Genomic DNA, 21,445 nt, shown 5'->3' with positions numbered 1-21,445 from the left:
TCCGTCCGTCGGTCCGCGGCCCTCGGCCTGCGGCCTACGGCTCGAACTTGTAGCCCAGGCCCCGCACCGTCACCAGATACCGCGGCGCTCCCGGGTCCGGCTCGATCTTGGCGCGGAGGCGCTTGACGTGGACGTCGAGAGTCTTGGTGTCGCCCACGTAGTCGGCACCCCAGACGCGGTCGATGAGCTGCATACGGGTCAGGACTCGGCCCGCGTTCCGCAGCAGCATTTCGAGCAGGTCGAACTCCTTGAGGGGGAGGTCGACCTTGGAGCCCGAGACAGTGACCACGTGGCGGTCGACGTCCATGCGGACGGGTCCGGCCTCCAGCGCGGCCGGGGTGACCTCCTCGGGCTCGCCGCGCCGACGCAGTACGGCCCGGATACGGGCGACGAGTTCGCGGGAGGAGAAGGGCTTGGTGACATAGTCATCGGCTCCTATTTCCAGGCCCACGACCTTGTCGATCTCGCTGTCCTTGGCGGTCACCATGATCACCGGGACATTGGAACGGCCGCGCAGCTGACGGCAGACCTCGGTACCCGGCAGACCGGGCAGCATCAGGTCCAGCAGGACGAGGTCGGCTCCGTTGCGCTCGAACTCGTCGAGACCGTCGGGCCCGGTGGTCGCGATGGCGACCTCGAAGCCCTCCTTGCGGAGCATGTAGGACAGGGCGTCGGAGAAGGACTCCTCGTCCTCGACGACGAGCACTCGGGTCACGGAAGGACCTCCGGGGAGGGAAGCGGTCCGTACGGTTCGTACGGGGATCTGTCGGTGTGAGGCTGTCCGTCCTCGACGTCGAGGTCCGGGTGCTGGGCCGCGCGGTCACGGGGCGCGCCCGCCTCCGGCAGCCTGAGCGTGAACGTGGAGCCCTGTCCCTCCGAGCTCCACACCGTGACCTCCCCGCCGTGCGAGGCGGCCACGTGCTTGACGATCGCGAGGCCGAGACCCGTACCGCCGGTCTGGCGGGAGCGGGCCGGGTCCACGCGGTAGAAGCGCTCGAAGATGCGCTCCTTGTCCTTGTCCGAGATGCCGATGCCCTGGTCGGTCACGGCGATCTCGATATGGTCCCCACCGGGCGCGGACACCCGCCGTGCGGCTATGCCGACGCGGGTGCGGGCCGGGGAGTAGTTGACGGCGTTCTCCACGAGGTTGCCGAGGGCGGCGGCCAGCTGACCGCGGTTGCCGTAGACGCGCAGCTCGGCGGTGCCGCCGGCCCGGCTCCCGCCACCACCCTGTTCGAGCCCTTCGGGCGCCCCTGTGTTCGAGGCCATGGTGATCTGCTTGGTGCCGGCCTGGTGGCGGCAGCGGTCGACGGCCTCGGCGACCAGCTCGTCCACCCGTACGGGCTCGGCGTCCTCCAGCGGATCGTCGTTCTGCACCCGGGAGAGGTCGATCAGCTCCTGTACGAGGTTGGTGAGCCGGGTGGCCTCGATCTGCATGCGGCCGGCGAACCGTTCCACCGCCTCCGGGTCGTCCGAGGCCCCCATGACGGCCTCGGAGAGGAGGGAGAGCGCGCCGACGGGCGTCTTCAGCTCATGGCTGACGTTGGCGACGAAGTCCCGCCGCACGGCCTCTATCCGGCGGGCCTCGGTGAGGTCCTCGACCAGGAGCAGCACGAGCCGGGAACCGAGCGGCGCGACGCGCGCGGAGACGGCGAGCGCCTCGCCGCGTCCCGTGCCGCGCCGGGGCAGGTCCAGCTCGACCTGTCGTATCTCGCCGTCACGGCGGGTGTCGCGGGCCATCTTGAGCATCGGGTCGATGGAGAGCCTGCCGCCCCGCACGAGCCCGAGGGCGTACGCGGCGGAGCTGGCCTTGACGACGGCGTCCGACTCGTCGAGCACGACGGCGGAGGAGCGGAGCACGGACAGCACGGTGTCGACGCCGGGCGGCAGCACCGGGTCGGTGTGCAGGGAGGTTCGGGTGGGACGCTTCTGCTCGCGCTCGCTGAAGCGGAACGCCAGCATGGCGATGACGCCGGTGAGCACTCCGGCGATCGCTGCCGCTGCGGCGACCGCCGCGTTCACGTCCATGCATCCAGGTTAGGCACGAGGTCGGACATCCCCACAGCGATCGGAGGGCGACCTCGAACACTCGTCGCCCAGAGTTCACCTTGGAGCCAGTATTGGTTCATTTGGGGTGGCGGAAACGGACGCGTAAGGGCCGGAACGTGGGAGCGTGGGAATCGTCCGGGACCCCCGGTCACCGTTCGCCGTCGCCGTTTCACACGGTGGTCGGGGTACGGCCGTCCTGGGCCCGGCCTGGCGGGTCGGCTTCCGGAACGGCTTTCCTGGTTACCCACGAGCAGACGTACGTAAGAGAGGGACACCCTGATGCGGGACGCGTACCACGAGGAACTTGACTCGATCGGTGAGGGCCTGGTCGAGATGGCCCGACTGGTGGGGTCGGCGATCGGTCGCGCCACGACGGCGATGCTCGACGCCGACCTGAAGCTGGCCGAGAGCGTGATCGAGGCCGACAAGAAGGTCGACGACCTCCAGCACGACCTGGAGGCCCGCGCGATAGCCCTGCTGGCCCGGCAGCAGCCGGTGGCGACGGATCTCCGTATCGTCGTGACGTCGCTGCGCATGTCGGCCGACCTGGAGCGCTCGGGCGACCTCGCCCAGCACGTCGCCAAGCTGACCCGGCTGCGCTTCCCCGAGCACACGGTCCCGCGTGACCTGCACGCCACGATCCTGGAGATGGGCCAGCTCGCGCAGCGCCTGATGGCGAAGGCCGCCGAGGTCATCATCACCAAGGACGTCGACCTGGCGCTCCAGCTGGAGAGCGACGACGACGCGATGGACCTGCTCCACCGCACGCTCTTCCAGCACCTCATGGACGACCGCTGGAAGCACGGCATCGAGACCGCCGTCGACGTCACCCTCCTCGGCCGCTACTACGAGCGCTTCGCCGACCACGCGGTCTCGGTCGCGAAGCGGGTGGTGTACCTGGTGACGGGCGAACACGCGGACGAACTCCAGGCGGACATCCAGCCGGTGCAGCCGGTGGCGGGGGTGGAGGGGGCCTAGGTGCGGCCTAGGGGCGGGGCGCGCGGGGCCGGGGTGCGCGCGGGCTCTGGTGGCGTGGATCCGGCGCTCGTTGGTCGGGCGGGGCGTGTGGGCGCCTCCATGCGCCGTTGATGCGCCCGGCTGAACGGGCTTGGAATGGGGCAATCAACGGGCACGGGCACCAGGCTTTCGATGCTCGACTCCGCACTGCTCCTCTGCACTGCGTGTCGGCGCTGCGTGTCGGCGCTGCGTGTCGGCGCTGTCTGCACTGCGTGTCGGCACCGCATTGTCCGCATGCGTGTCCGTGCTCTGCCTTCCGTGCTTCGCCTTCCATCCCTTCGAGGAGGGACCATGGCCGAATCCCCCGCCAGCCCCAGCACGCCGGACCCGACACAGGTCCGGGACACCCATCAACCCGCCGACCGCAAGACCCTGCCTCTCTTCGGCGCCTGCGGCTGCGGCTCCGGATGTGGGTGCGGGTGCCAGTCCGGCAACCCGTGTCAGTGCGGCTGACGCCGACCAGCCGCGGCAGTTCTGCTCGTACGCGGGTGAAGGGGCCCGTCACTCATGACGGGCCCCTTCACTCATGCGCGCGTCACCCGTGTGCGCGCCGGCGCACGGCTACGACTGCGGAGTCGCCCGTACGGCCGTACGGGCGCAGCATGAGGAGGGGAGGGGGACAGAGAAGCGGGGCGAGGACGAAGGAGGTGCGGGTCATGACCAAGTTCATGGACGTCCACCACAACATGAAGGGCATCACGGAGGACCAGCTGCGTGCCGCGCACAAGGCCGACCTCGACATCGAGAAGGACGAGAACGTCCACTTCGAACGCGCCTGGGCCGACCCCAAGTCCGGCACCGTCTACTGCCTCTCCGAGGGCCCCTCCGCCGACGCGGTCCAGCGCATCCACGAGCGCGCGGGCCACAAGGCGGACGAGATCCACCCGGTACCGCTGACGATCTAGCGAGTACGGCGCGGACGAGGCGCCCACAACGAGCGTGCGTGGGCTCCGGGTCGGCGCGGTTCGCTTCCGCACGCCCTGTCCGATGACGCGGACGGGGTGGAACCATCCCCTTGCCGGAACCGGCAGGGACCGGCAGGAACAAGGGGGGTTCTGCAATGTCCGTAGTGATGTCCATGCACTGGCCTGAGGTGACTCCGGAGCAGTACGACACCGTGCGAGACGCGGTCGACTGGGAGGGGGTACCGGCGGCCGGGGGCCAGATCCACGTGGCCTGGTTCGACGACGAGGGGTTCCACGTCACCGACGTATGGGAGTCCCAGCAGGCGTTCGAGACGTTCTTCGCCGAGCGCCTGGCCCCCGTGATCGAGAAGGCGGGCCTCCCGGGCACGCCTCACACCACCTTCAGCCCCCTCCACCGCCGCTTCGTCGCTCCCGAGATCAACGGCGCCGCGTAGGACGACACGCACCGCCACCGGCAGCTGACGCCGACCCCGGCCCACGACCGACCACGATCCCTGGAGTTGTGGGGGATCTTGGTGACCTGGGGTGCTCGTCGCTGGCGGCCACCTGGGCGGCTAAGCGCCGGGGGCCCGGTACTGGACTTGCCCGGCTTTGCGCAGGGCATCCATGGTTTCGTCGACGGTCAGGAGAACGGTCGTCTCAAACGAGCTGAGTGCGCCGCCTCCGCTGATCGCCAGGGCGACCGCGGCCATGGAGACGTTGTCGGGGGCCTCCCACAAGCTGTAACCGTCGCGGGTGCCGAACGCGTACCAGAAGCCGTGGAGCTTGCCCCCGACGGACTCGATGTACGACTGAGCGGCCTTTGCGCGGTCCTCGGGGTGGCTGATGAGTCTCGCCCAAGTCTCCGGCGTGTAGCTGAACCTCGATAGATAGAGCGGCATCACGTCTCCCTTTCATCTCAGCAAGGGATGCCCCGCGGGGTGAGATACGCCCCCGAGGCCGCGCGTGTCTCCCCCGAACGGCCGGGATGATGACCGGCATGGCTGCCCTGAGCGAGCGACCCCGCCCGCATCATGTGTCTCCCCATCGGCAGCGTCGGCGTCCCCGCCCAGACGTTCGAGCCATCGGCATGCTCCGGCGGCCGGAGGTGGGGGCGACTCGACCGGTCAGTCCCAGTCCCCACTCGCAGCGTCGGCGCCCCGAACCGTGAGAGCCGCAGGTGGTCCGGCAGGATGCTCGGACCTGGTCACTTCGGGGAGGGAAATCCATGGACTCGACGGATGGCGTCATCAATCTGATCCACCTCGCCGACAGGCCCGGCACCAGCGGACACAGCGCCTCCGTGCGCATTCTGGGTCGCTATCGACCGGGGATTCTGACCGGCCACGACTTCCTCGACTGCGAGATCGTCGTCGAGGCGGAATCCGTCAACGCCAACTTCTCGGTGGCCCTTCTCCCTGAGGACCTGGAGGACGGGGAGGACGCCCTGGCAACCCTGGAGTCCGGTCGGTTCGCCCCGTGGCTCGTATCCGGGCGGACTCCTTCGATGAAGTTCGAGCCTGACGAGAGTGGCGGGCTCTGGGTGTCCGTGCACGACGGGCCGTCGTCATCACCGGGCGCCTCTGAGTGGCGGCGTGCTCGCAACGTCTGACGCCCGGAACAGGCATCCGACGGCCCACAGACGGCGCAGCCCGCCAAAAGCCCCCGCCCAGCGGAGAATCCGCGGGGCGGGGGTCTACTGCTGTGGGGTTACTTCTGTGGGGTTACTTCTTCTTGCCCTGGGTCTTGTCGGGGATCTTGGTGAGCTGGGTTTTTGCTGGTCAGGGACGGTGGGCTCGAGCGCCGAGTGGTCGTCGTTGGTCGTCCTTGGCCACTGTTGAGCGGCCTCGGACGGCCCAGAGACGGCCCAGCTTTGCCCGGTGCAGGGCCTCGTTCGACTGCCGGCCGACACCTTCGTCGCTGTCCGTCTCAGCCTCAGCCGACGAAAGCCCGCCACGACGGCGCGTCAGTCGACCGACCAGGCGCGCGTGTGCCTCGCTGCACCCCCACCGGCCTCAGCCACGCTATTGGTGCCGTCGACCAGAGCAAGCCGCGACCGCGGGACCGTGATGGCGAGGCATTGGGTAATGACTTCTTCGTCCCGAAGCAACTTGGACCAGGGGCTCCGCCTTGGGCTGGTGTGCCTCTCACCTGCGCAGACGGTCCGCTGGCGTTCGTGCTCGTCCGCCGCTGTTCGTCGGCGTTGTCACGCAGTTAGACACTCACCCTTGGCAGCCCGGCTGGGTCCGCTGCGTAGTCCGTATGGGGCTATCCGTCAAGAATCTTGGTACTGGCTGCGATCCCCCGGGAACGGACGCACCATGAACTGGCCCATCCTCATCATCGGCGCCGCGGTGGGAGTCGCAGGCACCGCCTTCCTTCTTGTCGGCTTGCTGCTCTTCCTCCGTGGCTCATCACGTGACACTGCGAGAGCTACGGCAGCGGAGGGCCAACAGTCGGTATGGGATGTCATCTGGTGGCTGCTCAAGAAGTCCTTCGCTATCGCCTTCGGCGGTGACAAGTACAGTCCCGCTCAGCGAGGGATGGCTCAGGGTTTGCTGATCATCGGTATTGGCCTGCTGATGCTCCTAGGAGGCCTGGGAATGATCGCGGGAGCAGTCGCGGCGGATCAGGCCAAAACCCAAGCAGTCGAGGTCTTGGCGCCCTCATCGGCTAGCTTCGAGAGCCGACAGCTTTGATCTTTCCGACAACGGCCACTTCGACAGGCACGCCCTTGAATACCGTCGGCAGATCTGGCCGGTCCTGAGCGCTCACAACGTTGACCTTGATCGCGTAACCGTCTGTGCCGCTTGTGATACCGACCCCATTCACTCGACGATCGGTAGCCAGGTACGCCGCAAGATCCTGCTGCGCAGCTCGCACCGTCTGCAGGTCGGTCATGTTTTCTCCTTGCTAATCAAGATAGCGTCGCTCCGAACCGGCTCAGTACCGGCTCGAGGGGGTTCACGTATGTGACGCCCATTCCATTGTGGCCGCCACTCGCACTGCGCGCGAAAAGGAGCCCCACGGCGTCGGAGGTACCAGAGTGCCACACAATCGCGCCACTGTCGCCATCCGAACAGAAAGGATCAACTCCATCCCCTTCGACTTCAAACTGCCCGTCGAAGCGGTACGCATTGCCGCCCTCATACTCGACCCATACGTCATCAACGATAGCTCTCACCATCCCGGTCGTGTGGTTAGTTGCTTTACCCAACTTCTCCACCGGCACATCAAGAGCTAGCGGGGCCACCCCCCGCAGATGGGGCGGGCTGGGTTCGAATTGGACGTCATCGTCCAATCGACAAGTGGCTGCATCCATGATGTTGGAGGCCGCGCGATGGGCTCGGAGTTTCTCGACCTCGGAGAGAGATCCAATGCGAGTGCACGGGGCAGCTGGCGACCCATCTTTCGTTCCTGGGTGCAGAATTGAGTCACCGATGTTACCCAAGTCGCACGCCGCAAGAACGTGATTGTTCGACAACACATGGTCGCCAGGTTGATCCCTCAGGGTCACGAAAGCCCCGAGCGTACCCGCAGTGACGAGCCCATGACCGATTGAGACGCCAGGTCTCAACGAAGCTACGCAAGCGTTCACTCGACCGATGAACTGGACATCGACCTCGTCGTGAGCCTCTTTCCTGATCCGCGCGGCTAGGGTATGTGTGCGTGGTGTGACGGATTGCACCCGCACTGCTATGCCGTACTTTCCAGGCTTCAGGACGGCCACCCCGATCCCGAAACCCCCGGTATCGGGGAACGAGGCTACGTGCATTGGCGACGGCCTTTCGGCCGCAGCCGCGACACAGAGTCGTCGCCCCAACCGCGCTACTACCGGTTCCTCGAGCCGGAAGTCCTCAAGCAGCTTGTCCTTCAGTTCGACCGCTGATTCGAGCTTCACTACGCCTCCCAGAATGCATTGGTGCGATCCGACTCGTCACAGGTGGAGGCCCGGCCCAGTTCTCATCTTCTCTCGGATCAGCCGGTGTTGCGACTTCTTAGACGCCTGGTAGGCAAAACGTGAGGTCGGTGGATCGGCTTTGGCTGGAGCCGCTTTGGGGCGATTGATCACGGCCCCGTAAGCTGATGGCGAGTCGGGCAGTCTGTGGACCTGCCCGTAAAGCACGATGTTGGGGCCATGATCTTAGAGGCTCGCCCCAAAGTGGCTGGCTAAAGCCGTGGAGCCGAACGCCCCAGCCATAGAGGGTTTCTCCACCTTATGCCCGCTGCCGCCAGCGCGCCGCCGGGCGCGGCCAGCCGGGGCGCAGACAGGAGGCAGGCCGCGCCGCAGAGGCGGCGCGCGCCGCGCCGTGCGCGGGCACTTGAACCAGTAGAGAAAGTTGTAACTCAGTCGGTCCGGTGGGGCGGTCGGGGCTTGAAGTCGTATGCGCAGGCCGGGAGTCCGGCGCTTTGGCGGTGTGCGAGGGGCAGGAAGATCACTGGTCGGATGGTCCATGTGATGCGGGTGGTGAAGAAGGTGACTGACACGGTGCAGGGTTCGGAGCGCAAGAGGGCTCGTCGTGTCTCTATGCGGCCGTCGTACAGCCATTGCCATGCCTGCTCAGATGCTTCCGGGTCGAATGCCGGTGAGATGGTGCGGAGCGCGACGGCAACCCATCTGTCGGCCTGGGGTGCCGTGTAGGCGTCGAAGGATGCGCGGAGTACCAACTCGCCCTCGTCGGTGAGGTCTTCGGTCCAGCATTCGCACCAGTAGCCCTTGCGGGCTTCGCCGTTCAGCACAGGTGGTCTCCCGGTCGGGTGCCGGTGAACAGTTCCGCGGTGACCGTGTAGCCGCCGTTGCTGCCGTGGACCACGACCCGGTGGGCGAGTGCGGTGACCATGCCGAGGCCCCGGCCGTGTTCGGCCTCGGCGTCCTGGTGCTCGGCCTTCGGGGCCGTCCCGGTTCCTCCGCCGTCCGTGACCGACAGGGCGATCACCTGGCGGGTCACCGCGAGGGCCAGGTGGAAGCTGCCGGATTCCATGCCGCTGGCCGTGTGGAGGATCGCGTTCGCGCTCAGCTCGCTCACGATCAGCTCGGCGTCGTCGGCCAGGGGAGATCCGCGCAGGATGTCGCGGGTCCAGCGGCGGGCCCGGCTCACCTCTTCCGGAAATCCTGGGCAAGTGAGTCCCCAGACCCGGGCGGTGCTCGTATACTCGTGCATACAAGTTCCTTCGTGCTGGTAGGCCGCCATGTACAGCGGGTTCGGGCTAGACGAGTTTCACGCCGTCGTGGGCGCGGATGGCCGGCGGGGATGCCGCGTCCAATGCGTCCAGGACGCGGATCGCGTATGCCTCGTCGGCAAGCTCGGTGACTTCTTCACGGGTGGCCCACCGCAGCGCGCGGGTCTCGTCACCGGTGGTCGGTGTGCCGTCGGCCGCCTCGCAGCGGAAGACCAGCGAGACGATCAACCCGGTCATGTTCTTGTAGACACCGGTCAGGGTCGCGGGAAGCGCGATCTTGATGCCGGTCTCTTCGAGCACTTCGCGCTGGAGGGCTTCAGGGAGGGTTTCCTCGCGTTCGAGGACTCCGCCCGGGGGTTCCCACTTGCCGTTGTCACGGCGTTTGATCAAGAGGGCCCGGCCCTGGTCGTCGACGATGACTCCGGCGACGCTCACGGAGTGCGGACGGTCAGTGCTCACGTTCCTCGGCCCTCTCGGCTGGCTAGGCTCTCCACCGTAGCAACAACAAACGCCCACTCGTCTAGATATCTAAAGGAGTACACGTGCCCTCTCTTCCTACCGGCTTCCTCGGCGATCTCGACCCCACGAGCGATCGTGCGGTCTTTCGGCAGATTGCCGACCAGCTGCGCGAGGCCATCGACCGTGGGCGGTTCAAGGAGGGTGAAAAACTGCCCTCGGAAGCGGAACTTGTTGACCACTACGGGGTATCCCGGATGACGGTCCGAAACTCCTTCTCCGTCCTCCAGGGCGAAGGGCTCGTGCACGCCGAGCACGGCAAGGGCGTCTTCGTCCGGCCCCGGCCTCCCGTGCGGCGACTCGCTTCCGACCGGTTCGCCCGGCGCCACCGCGAGCAGGGCAAGGCGGCCTTCATCGTCGAAGCCAACGCCGCCGGCAGTCACCCCCAGGTCGACAGTCTTGAGGTGAAGGAAGAGAAGGCCAGTCAGGACGTCTCGACCCGGCTCGGGTCCGTGCGGCGGGTGCTGGCTCGGCGGCGCCGGTATCTGCTCGACGGGCGGCCGGTCGAGTTCGCCACCTCGTATCTGCCGCTCGACATCGCGCGCGGTACGCCGATCGCTGAGCCGAACCCCGGGCCAGGCGGTATCTATGCCCGTCTCGAAGAGCTGGGCCATCGCCTCGACCACTTCGAGGAGGAGATTCGCGCCCGGATGCCTTCGCCCGCTGAGGTGAAGACGCTCCGGCTGGCCTCCGGTGTGCCGGTGATCCACCTGATTCGTACCGCCTTCGACGCCGAAGGGCGGGCCGTGGAGGTCTGCGACACGGTCATGGCGGCGGACGCGTACGTGCTGTCGTATCAGCTTCCGGCGACGTGATGAGGTGATGTGTGGTGGTGCGCGGGGGACGCTTCTCCGACTCGTACACCCCAACAGGCATACTCGTATAGACGAGTGGGCAAGTGGTGTGGCAGGGTGGTCCGCATGAGCCCGGAGATCGGGTTCACAGACCGCATCATATATAGACGAGTAGATGGGTGAACTACCTTGCGCACCATTCGTGTTGAGACCTCAGCCGCCACGATCCTGCTGACCGAGGCTCCTGAGCCCAAGGTCCGGGACCGGCAGACGGGCGAGATCGCCAAGGACGCCGTCAGCGGGGAAGCGCTGATGACGATCGGCGTCGTCTACATCGAGGACGGGGAGTCGTCGCTGGTCAAGGTCACCGTGCCGGAAGGCGGTGTGTCCGAAGGGCTGGCACTGGGGGCGCCGGTCTCGCTGCCGGGGCTGGTCGCCCGGCCGTGGGAGTCGGTGTTCAACGGCCAGCAGCGCCACGGCATCGCCTTCCGCGCCGCCGCCGTGACTCCGGCCGCCTTCCCGGCCGCCATGGGAGCAACCGCCTGATGTCCGATCTGGTGACACTTCTGGAGGTGGGTGGTCCTGTCGCCGCACTCGGTGGCGGGGCCGCCTACACCCGGGCCAAGCACCCCCGCGTGTACTGGCCCACGGTCGGCCTGCCGATATCCACCGCCCGGCTCCTCGGCTCCTACGGCTCGGTCATGGAGGCATGCGGGCTGACCGTGGCGCCGTCCCGGCTGCGGGTCCTCGCCGTCAAGGCCACCACTCGGCGGGAGGTCCGGCCGGTACCGCCGCGTCGGGGCATCATCCGGCCCACCTCGACCGGGCTGCGGCTCCGGCTCCGGCTCGCTCCGGGCCAGGAACCGGCGGACGTCGCCGCCTCGGCCGAGCGGCTGCGGCATGCCTGGGGCGTGCACGCCGTCTACGTGACGACGGTCAAGCCGGGCTTGGTCGAACTGCGCCTCGTCGGCTTCGACGTGCTGCGGAACGTGCGGATGCCTCGCAAGGCCAACGCCGAACTCCTCAAGGTGCCCGTGGCACTGAGGGAGGACGCGACTCCCTTCGTGCGCGATTACCGCACCATTCCGCATCAGCTCACCCTCGGCGCCACGCTGTCGGGGAAGTCCATGTACCTGCGCCACCTGATCACCGGACTCGCCCGGCAGCCCGTCGCACTGGTCGGCATCGACTGCAAGCGCGGTGTGGAGCTGGCGCCGTTCGCCTCCCGGCTCTCCGCCCTCGCCACCGATCCCGACGAAGCTGCCGAGCTGCTGCCCGCGCTCGTCAAGGAAATGGAGGACCGATACGACCTGATCAAGGCCCGGCAGGGCATCGCACCGGGCACCCCGGACGAGGAGATCACCTCCGACATCTGGGGCCTGCCCGACAGCGAACGCCCGGTGCCGATCGTGCTGTTCGTCGACGAGATTGCCGAACTCTTCCTCGTCGCCACGAAGAAGGACGAGGAACGGCGGGACGAGATGGTCACTCAGCTCATCCGCCTCGCCCAGCTCGGCCGGGCCGCCGGGATCTACCTGGAGGTCTGCGGTCAGCGCTTCGGCGCCGAGCTGGGCAAGGGCGCCACCATGCTCCGCGCTCAGCTCACCGGCCGGGTCTGCCACCGCGTCAACGACGAAGCCTCCGCGAAGATGGCCCTCGGCGACATCGCCCCCGAAGCGGTCTCCGCTGCCTGTGCTATCGCTCCCGAACTGCCCGGCCTGGCTGTGGCCGGTGACACCTCCGGCGGCTGGTCCCGCATCCGCACGCCGTACCTCTCCCTCGGCGCCGCCGCCGAGATCTGCCGGGATGCGGCCCATCTGGTGCCCGACCTTCCCGCGCTCAAGCCCTTCCAGCCCGACACCCCCGTGCGGCCCGTCGAGTCTTCGGCCCCGGCGGTGCAGCCGCGCCCGGTGACCGACTGACCTTCGCCCACCCCTCACCCCGGTCGGCGTGACCGCCTCGCGCCAACTCCTTACCCCTGCCATGCCCGAATCCGAAAGGAGCCGCATCATGCGCGCCCAACTGGCCCGTGTCGACGCGGTGCTCGTCCAGGCGCTCATCGCCGCCGCGCTGTCCTTCGCCCACCTGCACGACATCGCCTCGGCTGCCGGTCAGGACGGGTGGAAAGCGTGGGCCTACCCGGTCTCGGTCGACCTGCTGCTCGTCGCCGCCTGGCGCCGACTGCGGACCGGTGAGGCGAAAGCAGCCGGGTGGTGCTGGTTCGTCATCGCCCTCGCCGCCTCCCTCGGCGCGAACGTCGCCACCGCCGGCCTCCTCGACCTCAACGACGTCCCGGCCTGGCTACGCATCCTCGTCGCGGGCTGGCCCGCCGTCGCCTTCCTCGGTGGAACCCTCCTCGCCCACACCACCCCCGCGACAACCGGCGAAGACCACAAGGGCACCGAGGACACGGACAACAGCGTGGACCAGGAGGACGCGCCCGAACTCGCCCCCGAGGAACCGCCGCCGACACCACCGGCCATCGAGCCACCGCCGCCCGAACGGCCCGCCGTCGCCGTCCCGGCCGCCCTCGTCGAACACGCCCGCAAAGTCGCCGCCGAACACCACACCCGCACTGGAACACCCATCGACACCCCGACTCTCCGCGCTCGCCTCGGCGTCCCCGCGCCCATGGCCGAAGCCATCGCCGCCCACCTCGCCCCGACCGGAAGCTGACCCGTGCCCCTCTTCTGCTTCAACACCGCCGCCGACTACCTCGAAGCGGCCCGCGAGATGGCCGCCAGCGGCCGGACCACGCTGGCCCGGCTCCTCGCCGAAGAAGCCGCCGACCGCGTCACCGACCCCACCGAAGCCGCCCGCATCCTGCACGACTTCCCCGGCCCCAGCCTGCGACAGGAGGACTGAGCATGCCCAACCGCCGCTTCCGCAACGTCACCCGCATCGGCCCCGTCCAGGTCGCCACGTCCTACGACGGCCGGGGCCGTGAGAAGCACACCGCCGCCTGTACGGCCCCGCGCTGCGGCTTCTCCGCCGACTACGACAGCCGCGCCGCCGCCGAGCTGGCCGCCCGCACCCACCGCTGCCCCGTCCGCTGATCCTCCGAAGGGACCCCGCACACCGTGACCGTCAGCCTGCCGCTCGTCGTCGTCCTCGGCTTCTTCGCCTGGGGCGCGGTCAAGTTCCTCGGCGTCCGCACCTGGGTCGTCGTCCTGATCGCCCTCTTCGGCTTCTGGCTCTCGCAGACCTTCCTCGCCCCCGCCATCGAGTCCGGCACGCGTTCCGGCGTGGACGTCATAAACAGTTCACATGCCTAGACGAGTAGATGAGGAGAGTCTGACCGTGTTCCTGCCCAAGTACCCCGACAGCCCCACCCCGCCGCCCGCACACACCCACGCCCCAGCCGATCCGGCGCCCGCACGGCGCTCACTCCCGGCGGTCTCCATCAGTCCCGGAGTCGTGGCGGCCGTGGTCGTGGGCGGTGTCGTCCTCACCGCGCTCCTGGCCGCCGTCGCCGTCTCGGCTGTCTCCGTGGCCATCGCGGCCGTGGTCCTGCGCTCCCTGATCCGCGAGCAGAACCGGCGCTGAATGCGCACGCAGCCCGGAGCGGCGCACACGACCAAGCATCCGCCGCCCCGGGCCATCACTCCTGACCGAGCCAGTCAGAAGGAGAATCGCCATCTTCACCCGCACCACACCGCCCCCGCTCCCGGAACTCGCGAAGCTGGCCGAGCACGGCACCCTGCCCGGTATCCTCCGTCAGCTCTCCGGCCTCGGCGGCTGCGTCAACCCGATCCGCCTCGACGGCCACCGCACCGAGCACGACGTCGACACCACGACCGGTGAGATCGGCCGCGTCCTCCAGCACCTCGACTCCACCGACCTCCCGGCCGGCCAACTCCTCGTCCGCTGCAACAACCGCCGTACGACTCGGTGCGCGGCCTGCTCCGAGGTCTACCGCCGTGACACCTTCCACCTGATCACCTCCGGCCTGCGCGGCGGCAAGGGCGTCCCCGAACACGTCGCCACCCACCCGCGCGTCTTCGCCACCTTCACCGCCCCGAGCTTCGGCCCGGTCCACAACCGCCCTTCCAACGGGCGCCCCTGCCGCTGCGGCACCCGCCACGACCAGGACGACGCCGTACTCGGTACCTCGCTCGACCCGGACACGTACGACTACGAAGCGGCCGTTCTCTGGAATGCGCACGCCGGTCCGCTCTGGCGACGCTTCTCCACGTACCTGCGCCGGGAAGTCGCCAAGCGTGCGGGACTGTCACAACGCCGGTTCCGCGACCACGCCCGCGTCTCCTTCGCCAAGGTCGCCGAATACCAGAAGCGTGGCGCCGTCCACTTCCACGCCGTCATACGCATCGACGGCCCCATCGGCGGCGACACCCCGCCCCCGGCCTGGGCCACCGCCGAACTCCTCACCAACGCCATCGAGGCAGCGGCAGCCAAGGTGCGTGTCGACGGCCCGGCCATCGATGGACGCACCCACACCTTCGCCTTCGGTCGCCAACTCGACGTCCGCACCATCCGCTCCGCCGACTTCAACGACGGCCAGGAGCTGACCGAGCGGGCCGTGGCCGCGTACATCGCCAAGTACGCGACCAAGGGCGCCGAGACAGCCACGGGAGCTCTCGACCGACCGCTGAAGTTCGCCGCCGAGCTCGCCCAGCTCGACATCAGCGACCACGCCCGCCGCCTCATCCGAACCGCCTGGACCCTCGGCGCACGCAAAGACCTCGAACACCTCCGCCTCCGCGCCTGGGCCCACATGCTCGGCTTCCGCGGCCACTTCTCCACCAAATCCCGCCACTACTCCACCACCCTCGGCGCCCTCCGCGACGCCCGCGCCCAATGGCGCCGCGCCCAAGCTGCAACGGCCAACGAAGCGGCGCCCGACACGACGTACGTCCTCGCGCACTGGGTCTTCGCCGGAACCGGCCTGTCCGATACCGAAGCCTGGCTTGCCGCATCCCTCGAACCCGCCCCCGGAACAGAAGGAGAGCCGACCCATGGCTAAGCGTCATCTCGCCGTCGTAGAAGCGGCTGCCGAACCGCGCGCTCTGCCTTCGCGGTTCCTGACTCCACTGGACGTTGCCGAGATTCTGGGCGTGCCGGTCGAGACGGTCTACCAGTGGCGGCGGAAGCGCACTGGGCCGCGTGGCTTCCGGGTTGGCCGGCATCTGCGCTACGACCCCGTGGACGTCCGGGCCTGGGTCGAGTCCCTGATGGAAGGGGCTGCTGCCTGATGGCCGGGCACGTCCAAGACCGCTGGTACAGAACGGAGACCGGGCCGGATGGGAAGGCTCGCAAGGTCAAGACGGAGCGGTACGGCACTGGGTCCCGTTACCGGGCCCGGTACATCGGGCCGGACGGTACCGAGAAGTCCAAGAGCTTCCCCGACCGGCAGAAGCGGCTCGCTGATCAGTGGCTGGCGCACACTGAGGCTGACATGGCGCGCGGGCAGTACATCGACCCGCGTGCGGCTCGGATCACCTTCGAGCAGTACGCCGAGAAGTGGGTGACTCACGCGCCGGATCCGAACACCCAGGCTTCGATGGAGTCACAGCTTCGGTTGCACGCCTTCCCCTACCTGGGATCACGTCCGCTCGGCTCCTTCCAGCCTGCTCACATCCGTGACTGGGTCGGGAGGCTGCAAGAGAACGGCGTCCGGGGCTCGTATGCCCGGACGATCTACTCCAACGTGCGGGCCGCGCTGAGTGCAGCCGTGGACGACGGGCACCTTCCCCGGAATCCGTGTGCAGCTCGCTCGGTCCGGCCGCCGACGGTGGACGTGAAGCGGATCGCTCCCTGGACGCCTGAACGGGTCTTCGCCGTCCAGGCCGCCATGCCTGAGCGGTACCAAGCCATGGTTGACCTGGGTGGCGGCTGCGGGCTCCGCCAGGGGGAGATCCTTGGCGTCGCTGTCGACGCGATCGACTTCGAGTCGGACACGCTTCACGTGGTCCAGCAACTGAAGCTGAGCCGGAGCAAGGCGGTGTTCGCTCCGCCCAAGGGCGGCAAGCTGCGGGACGTACCGCTCCCTGGGCCGGTCGCTGATGCGCTCCGGGCACACATGAAGCGGTTCCCGCCGGTCGAGATCACCTTGCCGTGGAAGGTGGCGGACGGGCCTCCGGTGACCAAGCGGCTGATCTTCACCGGACCGCGCGGCGGGCACGTCTGGCGGACTTCACTCAACGAGGAGGTGTGGAAGCGGGCGCTGGCCTCGACCGGGGTGATCCCCGAGCGCAAGCCGGGCGAGTCCTACGCCGAGTCCCGCGAGAACGGCATGCACGCGCTCCGGCACTTCTATGCCTCGGTGCTCCTGGACGCTGGCGAGAACATCAAGGCCCTCGCCGAGTACCTGGGTCACTCCGACCCCGGTCTGACCCTCCGTGTGTACGCGCATCTCATGCCGTCCAGCCAGGAGCGCACGCGCAAGGCCGTGGCTGCGGTCTTCGACACGGCCCGGCCCGAGCCGTCCCACACCTGACGGCCCACAGACGGCCCAGCGCCAGCAAGAGGCCCCCTACCAGCGGACAACCCGCAGGTAGGGGGCTTGTTCGGCCCTGCTTACTTCTTCTTGCCCTGGTTCTTGACCGCCTCGATCGCAGCCGCCGCCGCCTCGGGGTCGAGGTAGGTGCCGCCGGGGTTCAGGGGCTTGAAGTCGGCGTCGAGTTCGTAGGCGAGGGGGATGCCGGTCGGGATGTTGAGGCCCGCGATGTCGGCGTCCGAGATGCCGTCGAGGTGCTTGACGAGGGCGCGGAGGGAGTTGCCGTGGGCGGCGACGAGGACCGTGCGGCCGGCCAGGAGGTCGGGGACGATGCCGTCGTACCAGTACGGCAGCATGCGGGTGACGACGTCCTTGAGGCACTCGGTGCGGGGGCGCAGCTCCGGCGGGATGGTCGCGTAGCGCGCGTCCGCCGCCTGGGAGAACTCCGAGTCGTCCGCGAGCGGGGGCGGCGGGGTGTCGTACGAGCGGCGCCACAGCATGAACTGCTCCTCGCCGAACTCGGCGAGGGTCTGGGCCTTGTCCTTGCCCTGGAGGGCGCCGTAGTGGCGCTCGTTCAGGCGCCAGCTGCGGTGGACCGGGATCCAGTGGCGGTCGGCGGATTCCAGGGCCAGCTGCGCGGTGCGGATGGCACGTCGCTGGAGGGAGGTGTGCAGCACGTCCGGGAGCAGGCCGGCGTCCTTCAGCAGCTCACCGCCGCGCGTCGCCTCCTTCTCGCCCTTCGGAGTGAGGTTGACGTCCACCCAGCCGGTGAACAGGTTCTTCTCGTTCCACTCGCTCTCGCCGTGGCGGAGGAGGATCAGCTTGTACGGTGCGTCGGCCATGGCCCCGAGCGTAATCGACGGCCGAGAACCACCACACGTCTGGCCGACAGACGGACAGGCCCGGCCGGCGTCCCCACCGTTCCCTGTCGGCCTCGCCCTCGACAGTTGACCGGAGTTGTTAATTGGGTGGCTCTCCGCGCGACCGCGTTCGTAAGTTGTGCTCACCGCTTTAGCCGCTTACGCCCGTGGGGAGTTCCATGCCACTCGTCGCTGCCAGACGTGCCGTCCGGGAAACGGTGTCGGGGCTGCCCCGCGACTTCTGGTGGCTGTGGACCAGCACGCTGGTGAACCGGCTCGGCGCGTTCGTCGCCACCTTCATGGCCTTGTACCTGACGCTGGACCGCGGGTACTCCGCCTCGTACGCCGGACTCGTCGCCTCGCTGCACGGGCTCGGCGGGGTCGTCTCGTCACTCGGCGGCGGGGTCATGGCCGACCGGCTCGGGCGGCGGCCCACGCTGCTCGTCGCACAGGTCTCGACAGCGGTGTCGGTGGCGCTGCTCGGCTTCGTGCGGGATCCCGTCGCGATCGCCGTCGTCGCCTTCCTCGTCGGCGCGGCCAGCAACGCGTCCCGCCCCGCCGTGCAGGCGATGATGGCGGACATCGTCCGGCCGGAGGACCGCGTCCGCGCGTTCTCGCTGAACTACTGGGCCATCAACCTCGGTTTCGCCGTCTCCTCCATGGCCGCCGGGTTCATCGCCGAGGTCAGTTATCGCGCCGGCTTCCTGATCGAGGCCGGGATGACGCTGACCTGCGCGATCCTCGTGTTCCTGAAGTTGCCGGAGTCGCGGCCGGAGAGCGGGACGGCGGTGGGCGAAGCCGGTGCCACGGACGCGGTCGGGCTGGGGACCGTGGTCCGCGACGGGCGGTTCATGGGCGTCGTCGGGCTGTCCTTCCTCGTCGCGCTGATCTTCCAGCAGGGGTCCGTGGGACTGCCGGTCGCGATGGGCGCTGCGGGCTTCACGCCGGCGGACTACGGTCTCGCCATCGCCGTCAACGGGGTGCTGATCGTCGCTCTGCAGATCCCGGTCACCCGGTTCATCGAGCACCGGGATCCTGGGCGGCTCCTCGTGGTCTCGTCCGTGCTCGCCGGGTACGGCTTCGGCCTCACCGCCTTCGCCGGTTCGATCGGGGTCTTCGCCCTCACCGTCTGCGTGTGGACCCTCGCCGAGATCGTCAACGCGCCGACCCAGACCGGCGTCGTCGTCCGCCTCTCGCCCGCACAGGGCCGTGGCCGCTACCAGGGCATGTACACGATGTCGTGGTCCGTCGCCGCGCTGGTCGCTCCGCTGATGTCCGGCGTCGTCATCGACCGGTGGGGCGCGCAGTGGCTGTGGGGGTTGTGCGCGGTGATCGGGACCGTGGCGGGGGCGGGGTACTGGGCGCTGATGCGCCGGATGCCGGAACCGGAGGACCGGATGCCGGAGCCGGAGGACCGGATGCCGGTACGGGAGGAGGGGGCTGCCGTCGCCTTGCCGGTGGAGGAGCCGACCGTCGGGGGGCCGGGCGGTGCGGAGCCTGACGGTGCCTGGCCTGGCAGTGCGCTGCCTGGCGTCGGGGAGCGGGTCCCAGTGGAACCGGTCCCAGGAGGAGCGCGATTGCCTGGAGCGCGAGTGCCTGGAGCGCCGGTCGTCGAGAAGCCGCTGCCCGGACCAGCCGCTGTGCCCGGGCAAGCCGTTGTACCCGGGCAAGCCGCTGTGGGGGAGGCCGCCGGTTCGGCCTGAGCGGCCGGCAGTCGGCAACCGCCGCCTCACGGGTGCATCCGCGCCCCCTTCACCACCTTGTCCACCCCGTTGCGCGGGCCGTAGACCGCCAACCCCACCAGGTCCAGCTCCCGCGTCGCGACGGCCCGTACGGCTGCCCGGTTGTCGCGGTCGTTCCCGGTGCCGAACAGGTCGGACGTGAAGAGCGCGCGGGGAAGGCCGCAGGACAGCACGCGCGCGTGCGCGGCCTTCAGGACCTCCTTCGTGGCCTCGAAGACGACGACCGGCTGCCGGAACATCGGGAGGTAGGCCGCCCCGTCGGCGTCCTCGTACGGCTCGCCGATCACCTCGGGGACCATCGGGCCGATACCGCTGACCAGGAAGGACGTGACGTTGAGGCGCTGCCAGGTCGCGAGGTCGTCACGGAGGAGGACGGCGATCTTGGTGTCGAAGCGGACGGGGGGCGGGGTCATGGAGGTCGAGGTCGCGCCAGAGGCCTCGTCGAGAGTCTCGCTGTTCATGGGATGAGACTGCCGATCGCCCGACGACCCCGTCTTGTACGTTCTTTGCATGGGTCCCCAGCGGTCCGCCTCCCCTCGGCGTGACGTCACCGCCTGGCGGCCGCGCGTGCCCGGTGTCGTCGAGGTCTTCCACGCGCACTACACGGAGTACGCGTACCCGATGCATGTGCACGACGTGTGGACGCTGCTGATCGTGGACGACGGGGCCGTGCGGTACGAGCTGGACCGGCATGAACACGGGACTCCGCACGGCACCGTGTCGTTGTTGCCGCCGTTCGTGCCGCACAACGGGGCGCCGGTGACGGAACGGGGATTCCGGAAGCGAGTGCTGTACCTGGACCCTGAAGCACCCCTGGCCGCGCTGGACGCGAGCCTCGTGGGGGCGGCCGTGGACGGGCCGGATCTGCGGGATCCCGTACTGCGGCGGCGGGTGGGGCAGTTGCACGCGGCGCTCGCCCGGCCGGGCGACGAGTTGGAGGCGGAGAGCCGGCTGGCGCTCGTCGGGGAGCGGTTGCGGGGGCATCTGCGGCCGGCGCCGACGTCGGGGGTTCGGGCGGGGGCTCGGTCAGGGAGTCGGTCGGGGCCCGCCGCCGGCGGTCGTACCGTCGCCCATCGGCTCCGTGAACTCCTCGACGAGCGGGTCGCGGACGGGATCACGCTGGAGGAGGCCGCGGGGACGGTCCACTCCCACCCCGCGCATCTCGTACGAGCGTTCGGCGCGGCCTTCGGTATCGCGCCGCACCAGTACCTGATGTCCCGGCGGGTGGAGCGGGCCAGGCGGCTGCTGTTGGAGGGCATGCGGCCGAGCGAGGCGGCGGCGGTGGCCGGGTTCTACGACCAGGCGCACCTGACACGGCACTTCAGGCGGTGGGTGGGGGTCACCCCTGGCCGCTACCGGAACGGTCGGCCGCCACGTCCCGCGTCAGGTGGCTGAACGCGTCCAGGTTGCGGGTCGGTTCGCCTCGGGAGACGCGCCAGGCGTACTCCTTGCGGATCGCGGAGGCGAAGCCCAGTTCCAGGAGGGTGTTGAAGGCGCCGTCGGCCGCCTCCAGGACCTGGCCCAGGAGGCCGTCGATGCCCTCGGGGGTGACGGCGGAGAGCGGCAGCCGGGCGGTGACGTAGATGTCGCCGAGCGGGTCGACGGCGTAACTCACGCCGTACAGCTTGAGGTTGCGCTCCAGGAGCCAGCGGTGGACGCCCGCCTCGTTCTCGTCGGGGTGGCGGATCACGAAGGCGTTGAGGGAGAGGGAGTGCCGGCCGACGATCAGGGAGACGGTCGTCGAGAGTTTGCGGGTGCCGGGGAGTTTCACGACGTAGGAGCCGGGTCCGGGGCTCTCCCACTCCAGCTCGGCCTCGTTGAGGACCTGCTCGATGATCGACGCTTCGTCAGCCATGGGGCGAGCGTACCCGCCGGTACGAGCGGGTCGACGGGGGAGCCGCGCGGAGCCGTTCCCCAGGGGCGG

29 protein-coding genes are annotated in these 21,445 nt (G+C 69.0%); 18 read left to right on the top strand and 11 right to left on the bottom strand.

Annotated elements, in window-relative coordinates; genetic code table 11:
• Positions 1-34 precede the first annotated feature (34 nt).
• Positions 35-715 carry a response regulator transcription factor gene (locus K1J60_RS24020; protein ID WP_009340348.1) on the bottom strand — a complete coding sequence of 227 codons (681 nt, stop codon included), beginning with the start codon at positions 713-715 and terminating at the stop codon, positions 35-37.
• Positions 712-2,028, bottom strand: coding sequence for a sensor histidine kinase (locus K1J60_RS24015; protein WP_220647985.1), 1,317 nt, complete (start codon positions 2,026-2,028; stop codon positions 712-714). The genes K1J60_RS24020 and K1J60_RS24015 overlap by 4 nt, the downstream gene beginning before the upstream one ends.
• 300 nt (positions 2,029-2,328) lie before the next feature.
• Here K1J60_RS24015 and phoU point away from each other — a divergent pair, with 300 nt between their 5' ends.
• The 3 genes from phoU to K1J60_RS24000 all read left to right on the top strand — a co-directional run bounded on the left by phoU (position 2,329) and on the right by K1J60_RS24000 (position 4,426).
• Positions 2,329-3,027, top strand: a complete 699-nt coding sequence (phoU, locus tag K1J60_RS24010; RefSeq protein WP_220647984.1) for a phosphate signaling complex protein PhoU — start codon at positions 2,329-2,331, stop codon at positions 3,025-3,027.
• Between the two features lie 695 nt (positions 3,028-3,722).
• Positions 3,723-3,971, top strand: a complete 249-nt coding sequence (locus K1J60_RS24005) for an SCO4226 family nickel-binding protein (protein ID WP_220647983.1) — start codon at positions 3,723-3,725, stop codon at positions 3,969-3,971.
• A 155-nt stretch (positions 3,972-4,126) separates the two neighbouring features.
• Entirely contained in the window at positions 4,127-4,426 is a 300-nt protein-coding gene (locus K1J60_RS24000) for a hypothetical protein (protein ID WP_220647982.1), read from the top strand.
• A 120-nt stretch (positions 4,427-4,546) separates the two neighbouring features.
• On the opposite strand, the gene K1J60_RS23995 is transcribed toward K1J60_RS24000, so the two are convergent.
• The gene (locus tag K1J60_RS23995; protein ID WP_220647981.1) at positions 4,547-4,873 is read right to left on the bottom strand and encodes a GYD domain-containing protein; all 327 of its coding nucleotides are present in this window, start codon (positions 4,871-4,873) and stop codon (positions 4,547-4,549) included.
• Between the two features lie 326 nt (positions 4,874-5,199).
• Here K1J60_RS23995 and K1J60_RS23990 point away from each other — a divergent pair, with 326 nt between their 5' ends.
• Positions 5,200-5,583, top strand: a complete 384-nt coding sequence (locus K1J60_RS23990; RefSeq protein ID WP_220647980.1) for a DUF5959 family protein — start codon at positions 5,200-5,202, stop codon at positions 5,581-5,583.
• A gap of 709 nt (positions 5,584-6,292) precedes the next feature.
• Positions 6,293-6,670, top strand: a complete 378-nt coding sequence (locus tag K1J60_RS23985) for a hypothetical protein (RefSeq protein WP_220647979.1) — start codon at positions 6,293-6,295, stop codon at positions 6,668-6,670.
• On the opposite strand, the gene K1J60_RS23980 is transcribed toward K1J60_RS23985, so the two are convergent.
• The 5 genes from K1J60_RS23980 to K1J60_RS23960 all read right to left on the bottom strand — a co-directional run bounded on the left by K1J60_RS23980 (position 6,645) and on the right by K1J60_RS23960 (position 9,587).
• Positions 6,645-6,872 (bottom strand): hypothetical protein, encoded by a 228-nt coding sequence (locus tag K1J60_RS23980; protein WP_220647978.1) that lies wholly within the window; start codon positions 6,870-6,872, stop codon positions 6,645-6,647. The two genes, K1J60_RS23985 and K1J60_RS23980, sit on opposite strands and share 26 nt — an antisense overlap.
• 16 nt (positions 6,873-6,888) lie before the next feature.
• Positions 6,889-7,872, bottom strand: coding sequence for a S1 family peptidase (locus tag K1J60_RS23975; protein ID WP_220647977.1), 984 nt, complete (start codon positions 7,870-7,872; stop codon positions 6,889-6,891).
• Between the two features lie 446 nt (positions 7,873-8,318).
• Positions 8,319-8,711: a hypothetical protein gene (locus K1J60_RS23970; RefSeq protein WP_220647976.1), complete on the bottom strand. Its 393-nt coding sequence runs from the start codon at positions 8,709-8,711 to the stop codon at positions 8,319-8,321.
• Positions 8,705-9,133 carry an ATP-binding protein gene (locus tag K1J60_RS23965; RefSeq protein ID WP_220647975.1) on the bottom strand — a complete coding sequence of 143 codons (429 nt, stop codon included), beginning with the start codon at positions 9,131-9,133 and terminating at the stop codon, positions 8,705-8,707. The genes K1J60_RS23970 and K1J60_RS23965 overlap by 7 nt, the downstream gene beginning before the upstream one ends.
• Before the next feature lie 46 nt (positions 9,134-9,179).
• Entirely contained in the window at positions 9,180-9,587 is a 408-nt protein-coding gene (locus K1J60_RS23960) for an NUDIX hydrolase (protein WP_060892820.1), read from the bottom strand.
• Positions 9,588-9,694: 107 nt separating this feature from the next.
• Between K1J60_RS23960 and K1J60_RS23955 the strand changes: the two genes are divergently transcribed.
• From K1J60_RS23955 to K1J60_RS23905, 11 genes are all read left to right on the top strand, one after another.
• Positions 9,695-10,483, top strand: a complete 789-nt coding sequence (locus tag K1J60_RS23955) for a GntR family transcriptional regulator (protein WP_220647974.1) — start codon at positions 9,695-9,697, stop codon at positions 10,481-10,483.
• Between the two features lie 168 nt (positions 10,484-10,651).
• Positions 10,652-11,008 (top strand): SCO3933 family regulatory protein, encoded by a 357-nt coding sequence (locus K1J60_RS23950; RefSeq protein WP_220647973.1) that lies wholly within the window; start codon positions 10,652-10,654, stop codon positions 11,006-11,008.
• Positions 11,008-12,384 carry an FtsK/SpoIIIE domain-containing protein gene (locus K1J60_RS23945; protein WP_220647972.1) on the top strand — a complete coding sequence of 459 codons (1,377 nt, stop codon included), beginning with the start codon at positions 11,008-11,010 and terminating at the stop codon, positions 12,382-12,384. The genes K1J60_RS23950 and K1J60_RS23945 overlap by 1 nt, the downstream gene beginning before the upstream one ends.
• An 88-nt stretch (positions 12,385-12,472) precedes the next feature.
• Entirely contained in the window at positions 12,473-13,138 is a 666-nt protein-coding gene (locus K1J60_RS23940; RefSeq protein ID WP_220647971.1) for a DUF2637 domain-containing protein, read from the top strand.
• 3 nt (positions 13,139-13,141) lie between these two features.
• A complete protein-coding gene (locus K1J60_RS23935) occupies positions 13,142-13,327 on the top strand; it encodes a hypothetical protein (protein WP_220652003.1) in 186 nt (61 codons plus the stop codon).
• Positions 13,328-13,329: 2 nt separating this feature from the next.
• Complete coding sequence (locus tag K1J60_RS23930) at positions 13,330-13,518, top strand: mobile element transfer protein (protein WP_220647970.1); 189 nt, start codon at positions 13,330-13,332, stop codon at positions 13,516-13,518.
• Positions 13,519-13,542: 24 nt separating this feature from the next.
• A complete protein-coding gene (locus tag K1J60_RS23925) occupies positions 13,543-13,737 on the top strand; it encodes a hypothetical protein (RefSeq protein WP_220647969.1) in 195 nt (64 codons plus the stop codon).
• A 25-nt stretch (positions 13,738-13,762) separates the two neighbouring features.
• The gene (locus K1J60_RS23920; protein WP_220651654.1) at positions 13,763-14,008 is read left to right on the top strand and encodes a SpdD protein; all 246 of its coding nucleotides are present in this window, start codon (positions 13,763-13,765) and stop codon (positions 14,006-14,008) included.
• 154 nt (positions 14,009-14,162) lie between these two features.
• Positions 14,163-15,446 (top strand): replication initiator, encoded by a 1,284-nt coding sequence (locus K1J60_RS23915; protein WP_220651653.1) that lies wholly within the window; start codon positions 14,163-14,165, stop codon positions 15,444-15,446.
• Positions 15,439-15,675, top strand: coding sequence for a helix-turn-helix transcriptional regulator (locus K1J60_RS23910; RefSeq protein WP_220647968.1), 237 nt, complete (start codon positions 15,439-15,441; stop codon positions 15,673-15,675). The genes K1J60_RS23915 and K1J60_RS23910 overlap by 8 nt, the downstream gene beginning before the upstream one ends.
• Positions 15,675-16,919 carry a tyrosine-type recombinase/integrase gene (locus K1J60_RS23905; RefSeq protein ID WP_220647967.1) on the top strand — a complete coding sequence of 415 codons (1,245 nt, stop codon included), beginning with the start codon at positions 15,675-15,677 and terminating at the stop codon, positions 16,917-16,919. The genes K1J60_RS23910 and K1J60_RS23905 overlap by 1 nt, the downstream gene beginning before the upstream one ends.
• An 80-nt stretch (positions 16,920-16,999) precedes the next feature.
• On the opposite strand, the gene K1J60_RS23900 is transcribed toward K1J60_RS23905, so the two are convergent.
• Entirely contained in the window at positions 17,000-17,761 is a 762-nt protein-coding gene (locus K1J60_RS23900) for a phosphoglyceromutase (RefSeq protein WP_220647966.1), read from the bottom strand.
• A 197-nt stretch (positions 17,762-17,958) separates the two neighbouring features.
• Here K1J60_RS23900 and K1J60_RS23895 point away from each other — a divergent pair, with 197 nt between their 5' ends.
• Entirely contained in the window at positions 17,959-19,482 is a 1,524-nt protein-coding gene (locus tag K1J60_RS23895; protein WP_259407886.1) for an MDR family MFS transporter, read from the top strand.
• A 26-nt stretch (positions 19,483-19,508) separates the two neighbouring features.
• Here K1J60_RS23895 and K1J60_RS23890 read toward each other — a convergent pair whose 3' ends face one another.
• Positions 19,509-19,982, bottom strand: coding sequence for a DUF2000 domain-containing protein (locus tag K1J60_RS23890; protein ID WP_259407885.1), 474 nt, complete (start codon positions 19,980-19,982; stop codon positions 19,509-19,511).
• Positions 19,983-20,031: 49 nt separating this feature from the next.
• Here K1J60_RS23890 and K1J60_RS23885 point away from each other — a divergent pair, with 49 nt between their 5' ends.
• Positions 20,032-20,916, top strand: coding sequence for an AraC family transcriptional regulator (locus tag K1J60_RS23885; RefSeq protein WP_220647964.1), 885 nt, complete (start codon positions 20,032-20,034; stop codon positions 20,914-20,916).
• On the opposite strand, the gene K1J60_RS23880 is transcribed toward K1J60_RS23885, so the two are convergent.
• On the bottom strand, positions 20,861-21,376 hold the full coding sequence (locus K1J60_RS23880; RefSeq protein ID WP_220647963.1) for a type III secretion system chaperone family protein: 516 nt from the start codon (positions 21,374-21,376) through the stop codon (positions 20,861-20,863). The genes K1J60_RS23885 and K1J60_RS23880 overlap by 56 nt on opposite strands.
• Positions 21,377-21,445: the final 69 nt, after the last annotated feature.

The organism is Streptomyces akebiae (assembly GCF_019599145.1).
GTDB classification, from domain to species: Bacteria; Actinomycetota; Actinomycetes; order Streptomycetales; family Streptomycetaceae; genus Streptomyces; species Streptomyces akebiae.
The sequence above is the reverse complement of the archived record's forward strand: the minus strand, read 5'-3'. Positions and strand labels throughout refer to the sequence as shown.

Bases quoted from the DNA above. Each gene is read 5' to 3' on its own strand.
- K1J60_RS24015 (WP_220647985.1), bottom strand. From the start codon at position 2,028: ATGGACGTGAACGCGGCGGTCGCCGCAGCGGCAGCGATCGCCGGAGTG.
- K1J60_RS23900 (WP_220647966.1), bottom strand. From the start codon at position 17,761: ATGGCCGACGCACCGTACAAGCTGATCCTCCTCCGCCACGGCGAGAGC.
- K1J60_RS23945 (WP_220647972.1), top strand. From the start codon at position 11,008: ATGTCCGATCTGGTGACACTTCTGGAGGTGGGTGGTCCTGTCGCCGCA.
- K1J60_RS24005 (WP_220647983.1), top strand. From the start codon at position 3,723: ATGACCAAGTTCATGGACGTCCACCACAACATGAAGGGCATCACGGAG.
- K1J60_RS23980 (WP_220647978.1), bottom strand. From the start codon at position 6,872: ATGACCGACCTGCAGACGGTGCGAGCTGCGCAGCAGGATCTTGCGGCG.
- phoU (WP_220647984.1), top strand. From the start codon at position 2,329: ATGCGGGACGCGTACCACGAGGAACTTGACTCGATCGGTGAGGGCCTG.
- K1J60_RS24000 (WP_220647982.1), top strand. From the start codon at position 4,127: ATGTCCGTAGTGATGTCCATGCACTGGCCTGAGGTGACTCCGGAGCAG.
- K1J60_RS23985 (WP_220647979.1), top strand. From the start codon at position 6,293: ATGAACTGGCCCATCCTCATCATCGGCGCCGCGGTGGGAGTCGCAGGC.
- K1J60_RS23905 (WP_220647967.1), top strand. From the start codon at position 15,675: ATGGCCGGGCACGTCCAAGACCGCTGGTACAGAACGGAGACCGGGCCG.
- K1J60_RS23890 (WP_259407885.1), bottom strand. From the start codon at position 19,982: ATGAACAGCGAGACTCTCGACGAGGCCTCTGGCGCGACCTCGACCTCC.
- K1J60_RS23885 (WP_220647964.1), top strand. From the start codon at position 20,032: ATGGGTCCCCAGCGGTCCGCCTCCCCTCGGCGTGACGTCACCGCCTGG.
- K1J60_RS23895 (WP_259407886.1), top strand. From the start codon at position 17,959: ATGCCACTCGTCGCTGCCAGACGTGCCGTCCGGGAAACGGTGTCGGGG.
- K1J60_RS23910 (WP_220647968.1), top strand. From the start codon at position 15,439: ATGGCTAAGCGTCATCTCGCCGTCGTAGAAGCGGCTGCCGAACCGCGC.
- K1J60_RS23995 (WP_220647981.1), bottom strand. From the start codon at position 4,873: ATGCCGCTCTATCTATCGAGGTTCAGCTACACGCCGGAGACTTGGGCG.
- K1J60_RS23940 (WP_220647971.1), top strand. From the start codon at position 12,473: ATGCGCGCCCAACTGGCCCGTGTCGACGCGGTGCTCGTCCAGGCGCTC.
- K1J60_RS23930 (WP_220647970.1), top strand. From the start codon at position 13,330: ATGCCCAACCGCCGCTTCCGCAACGTCACCCGCATCGGCCCCGTCCAG.
- K1J60_RS23880 (WP_220647963.1), bottom strand. From the start codon at position 21,376: ATGGCTGACGAAGCGTCGATCATCGAGCAGGTCCTCAACGAGGCCGAG.
- K1J60_RS23990 (WP_220647980.1), top strand. From the start codon at position 5,200: ATGGACTCGACGGATGGCGTCATCAATCTGATCCACCTCGCCGACAGG.
- K1J60_RS23965 (WP_220647975.1), bottom strand. From the start codon at position 9,133: ATGCACGAGTATACGAGCACCGCCCGGGTCTGGGGACTCACTTGCCCA.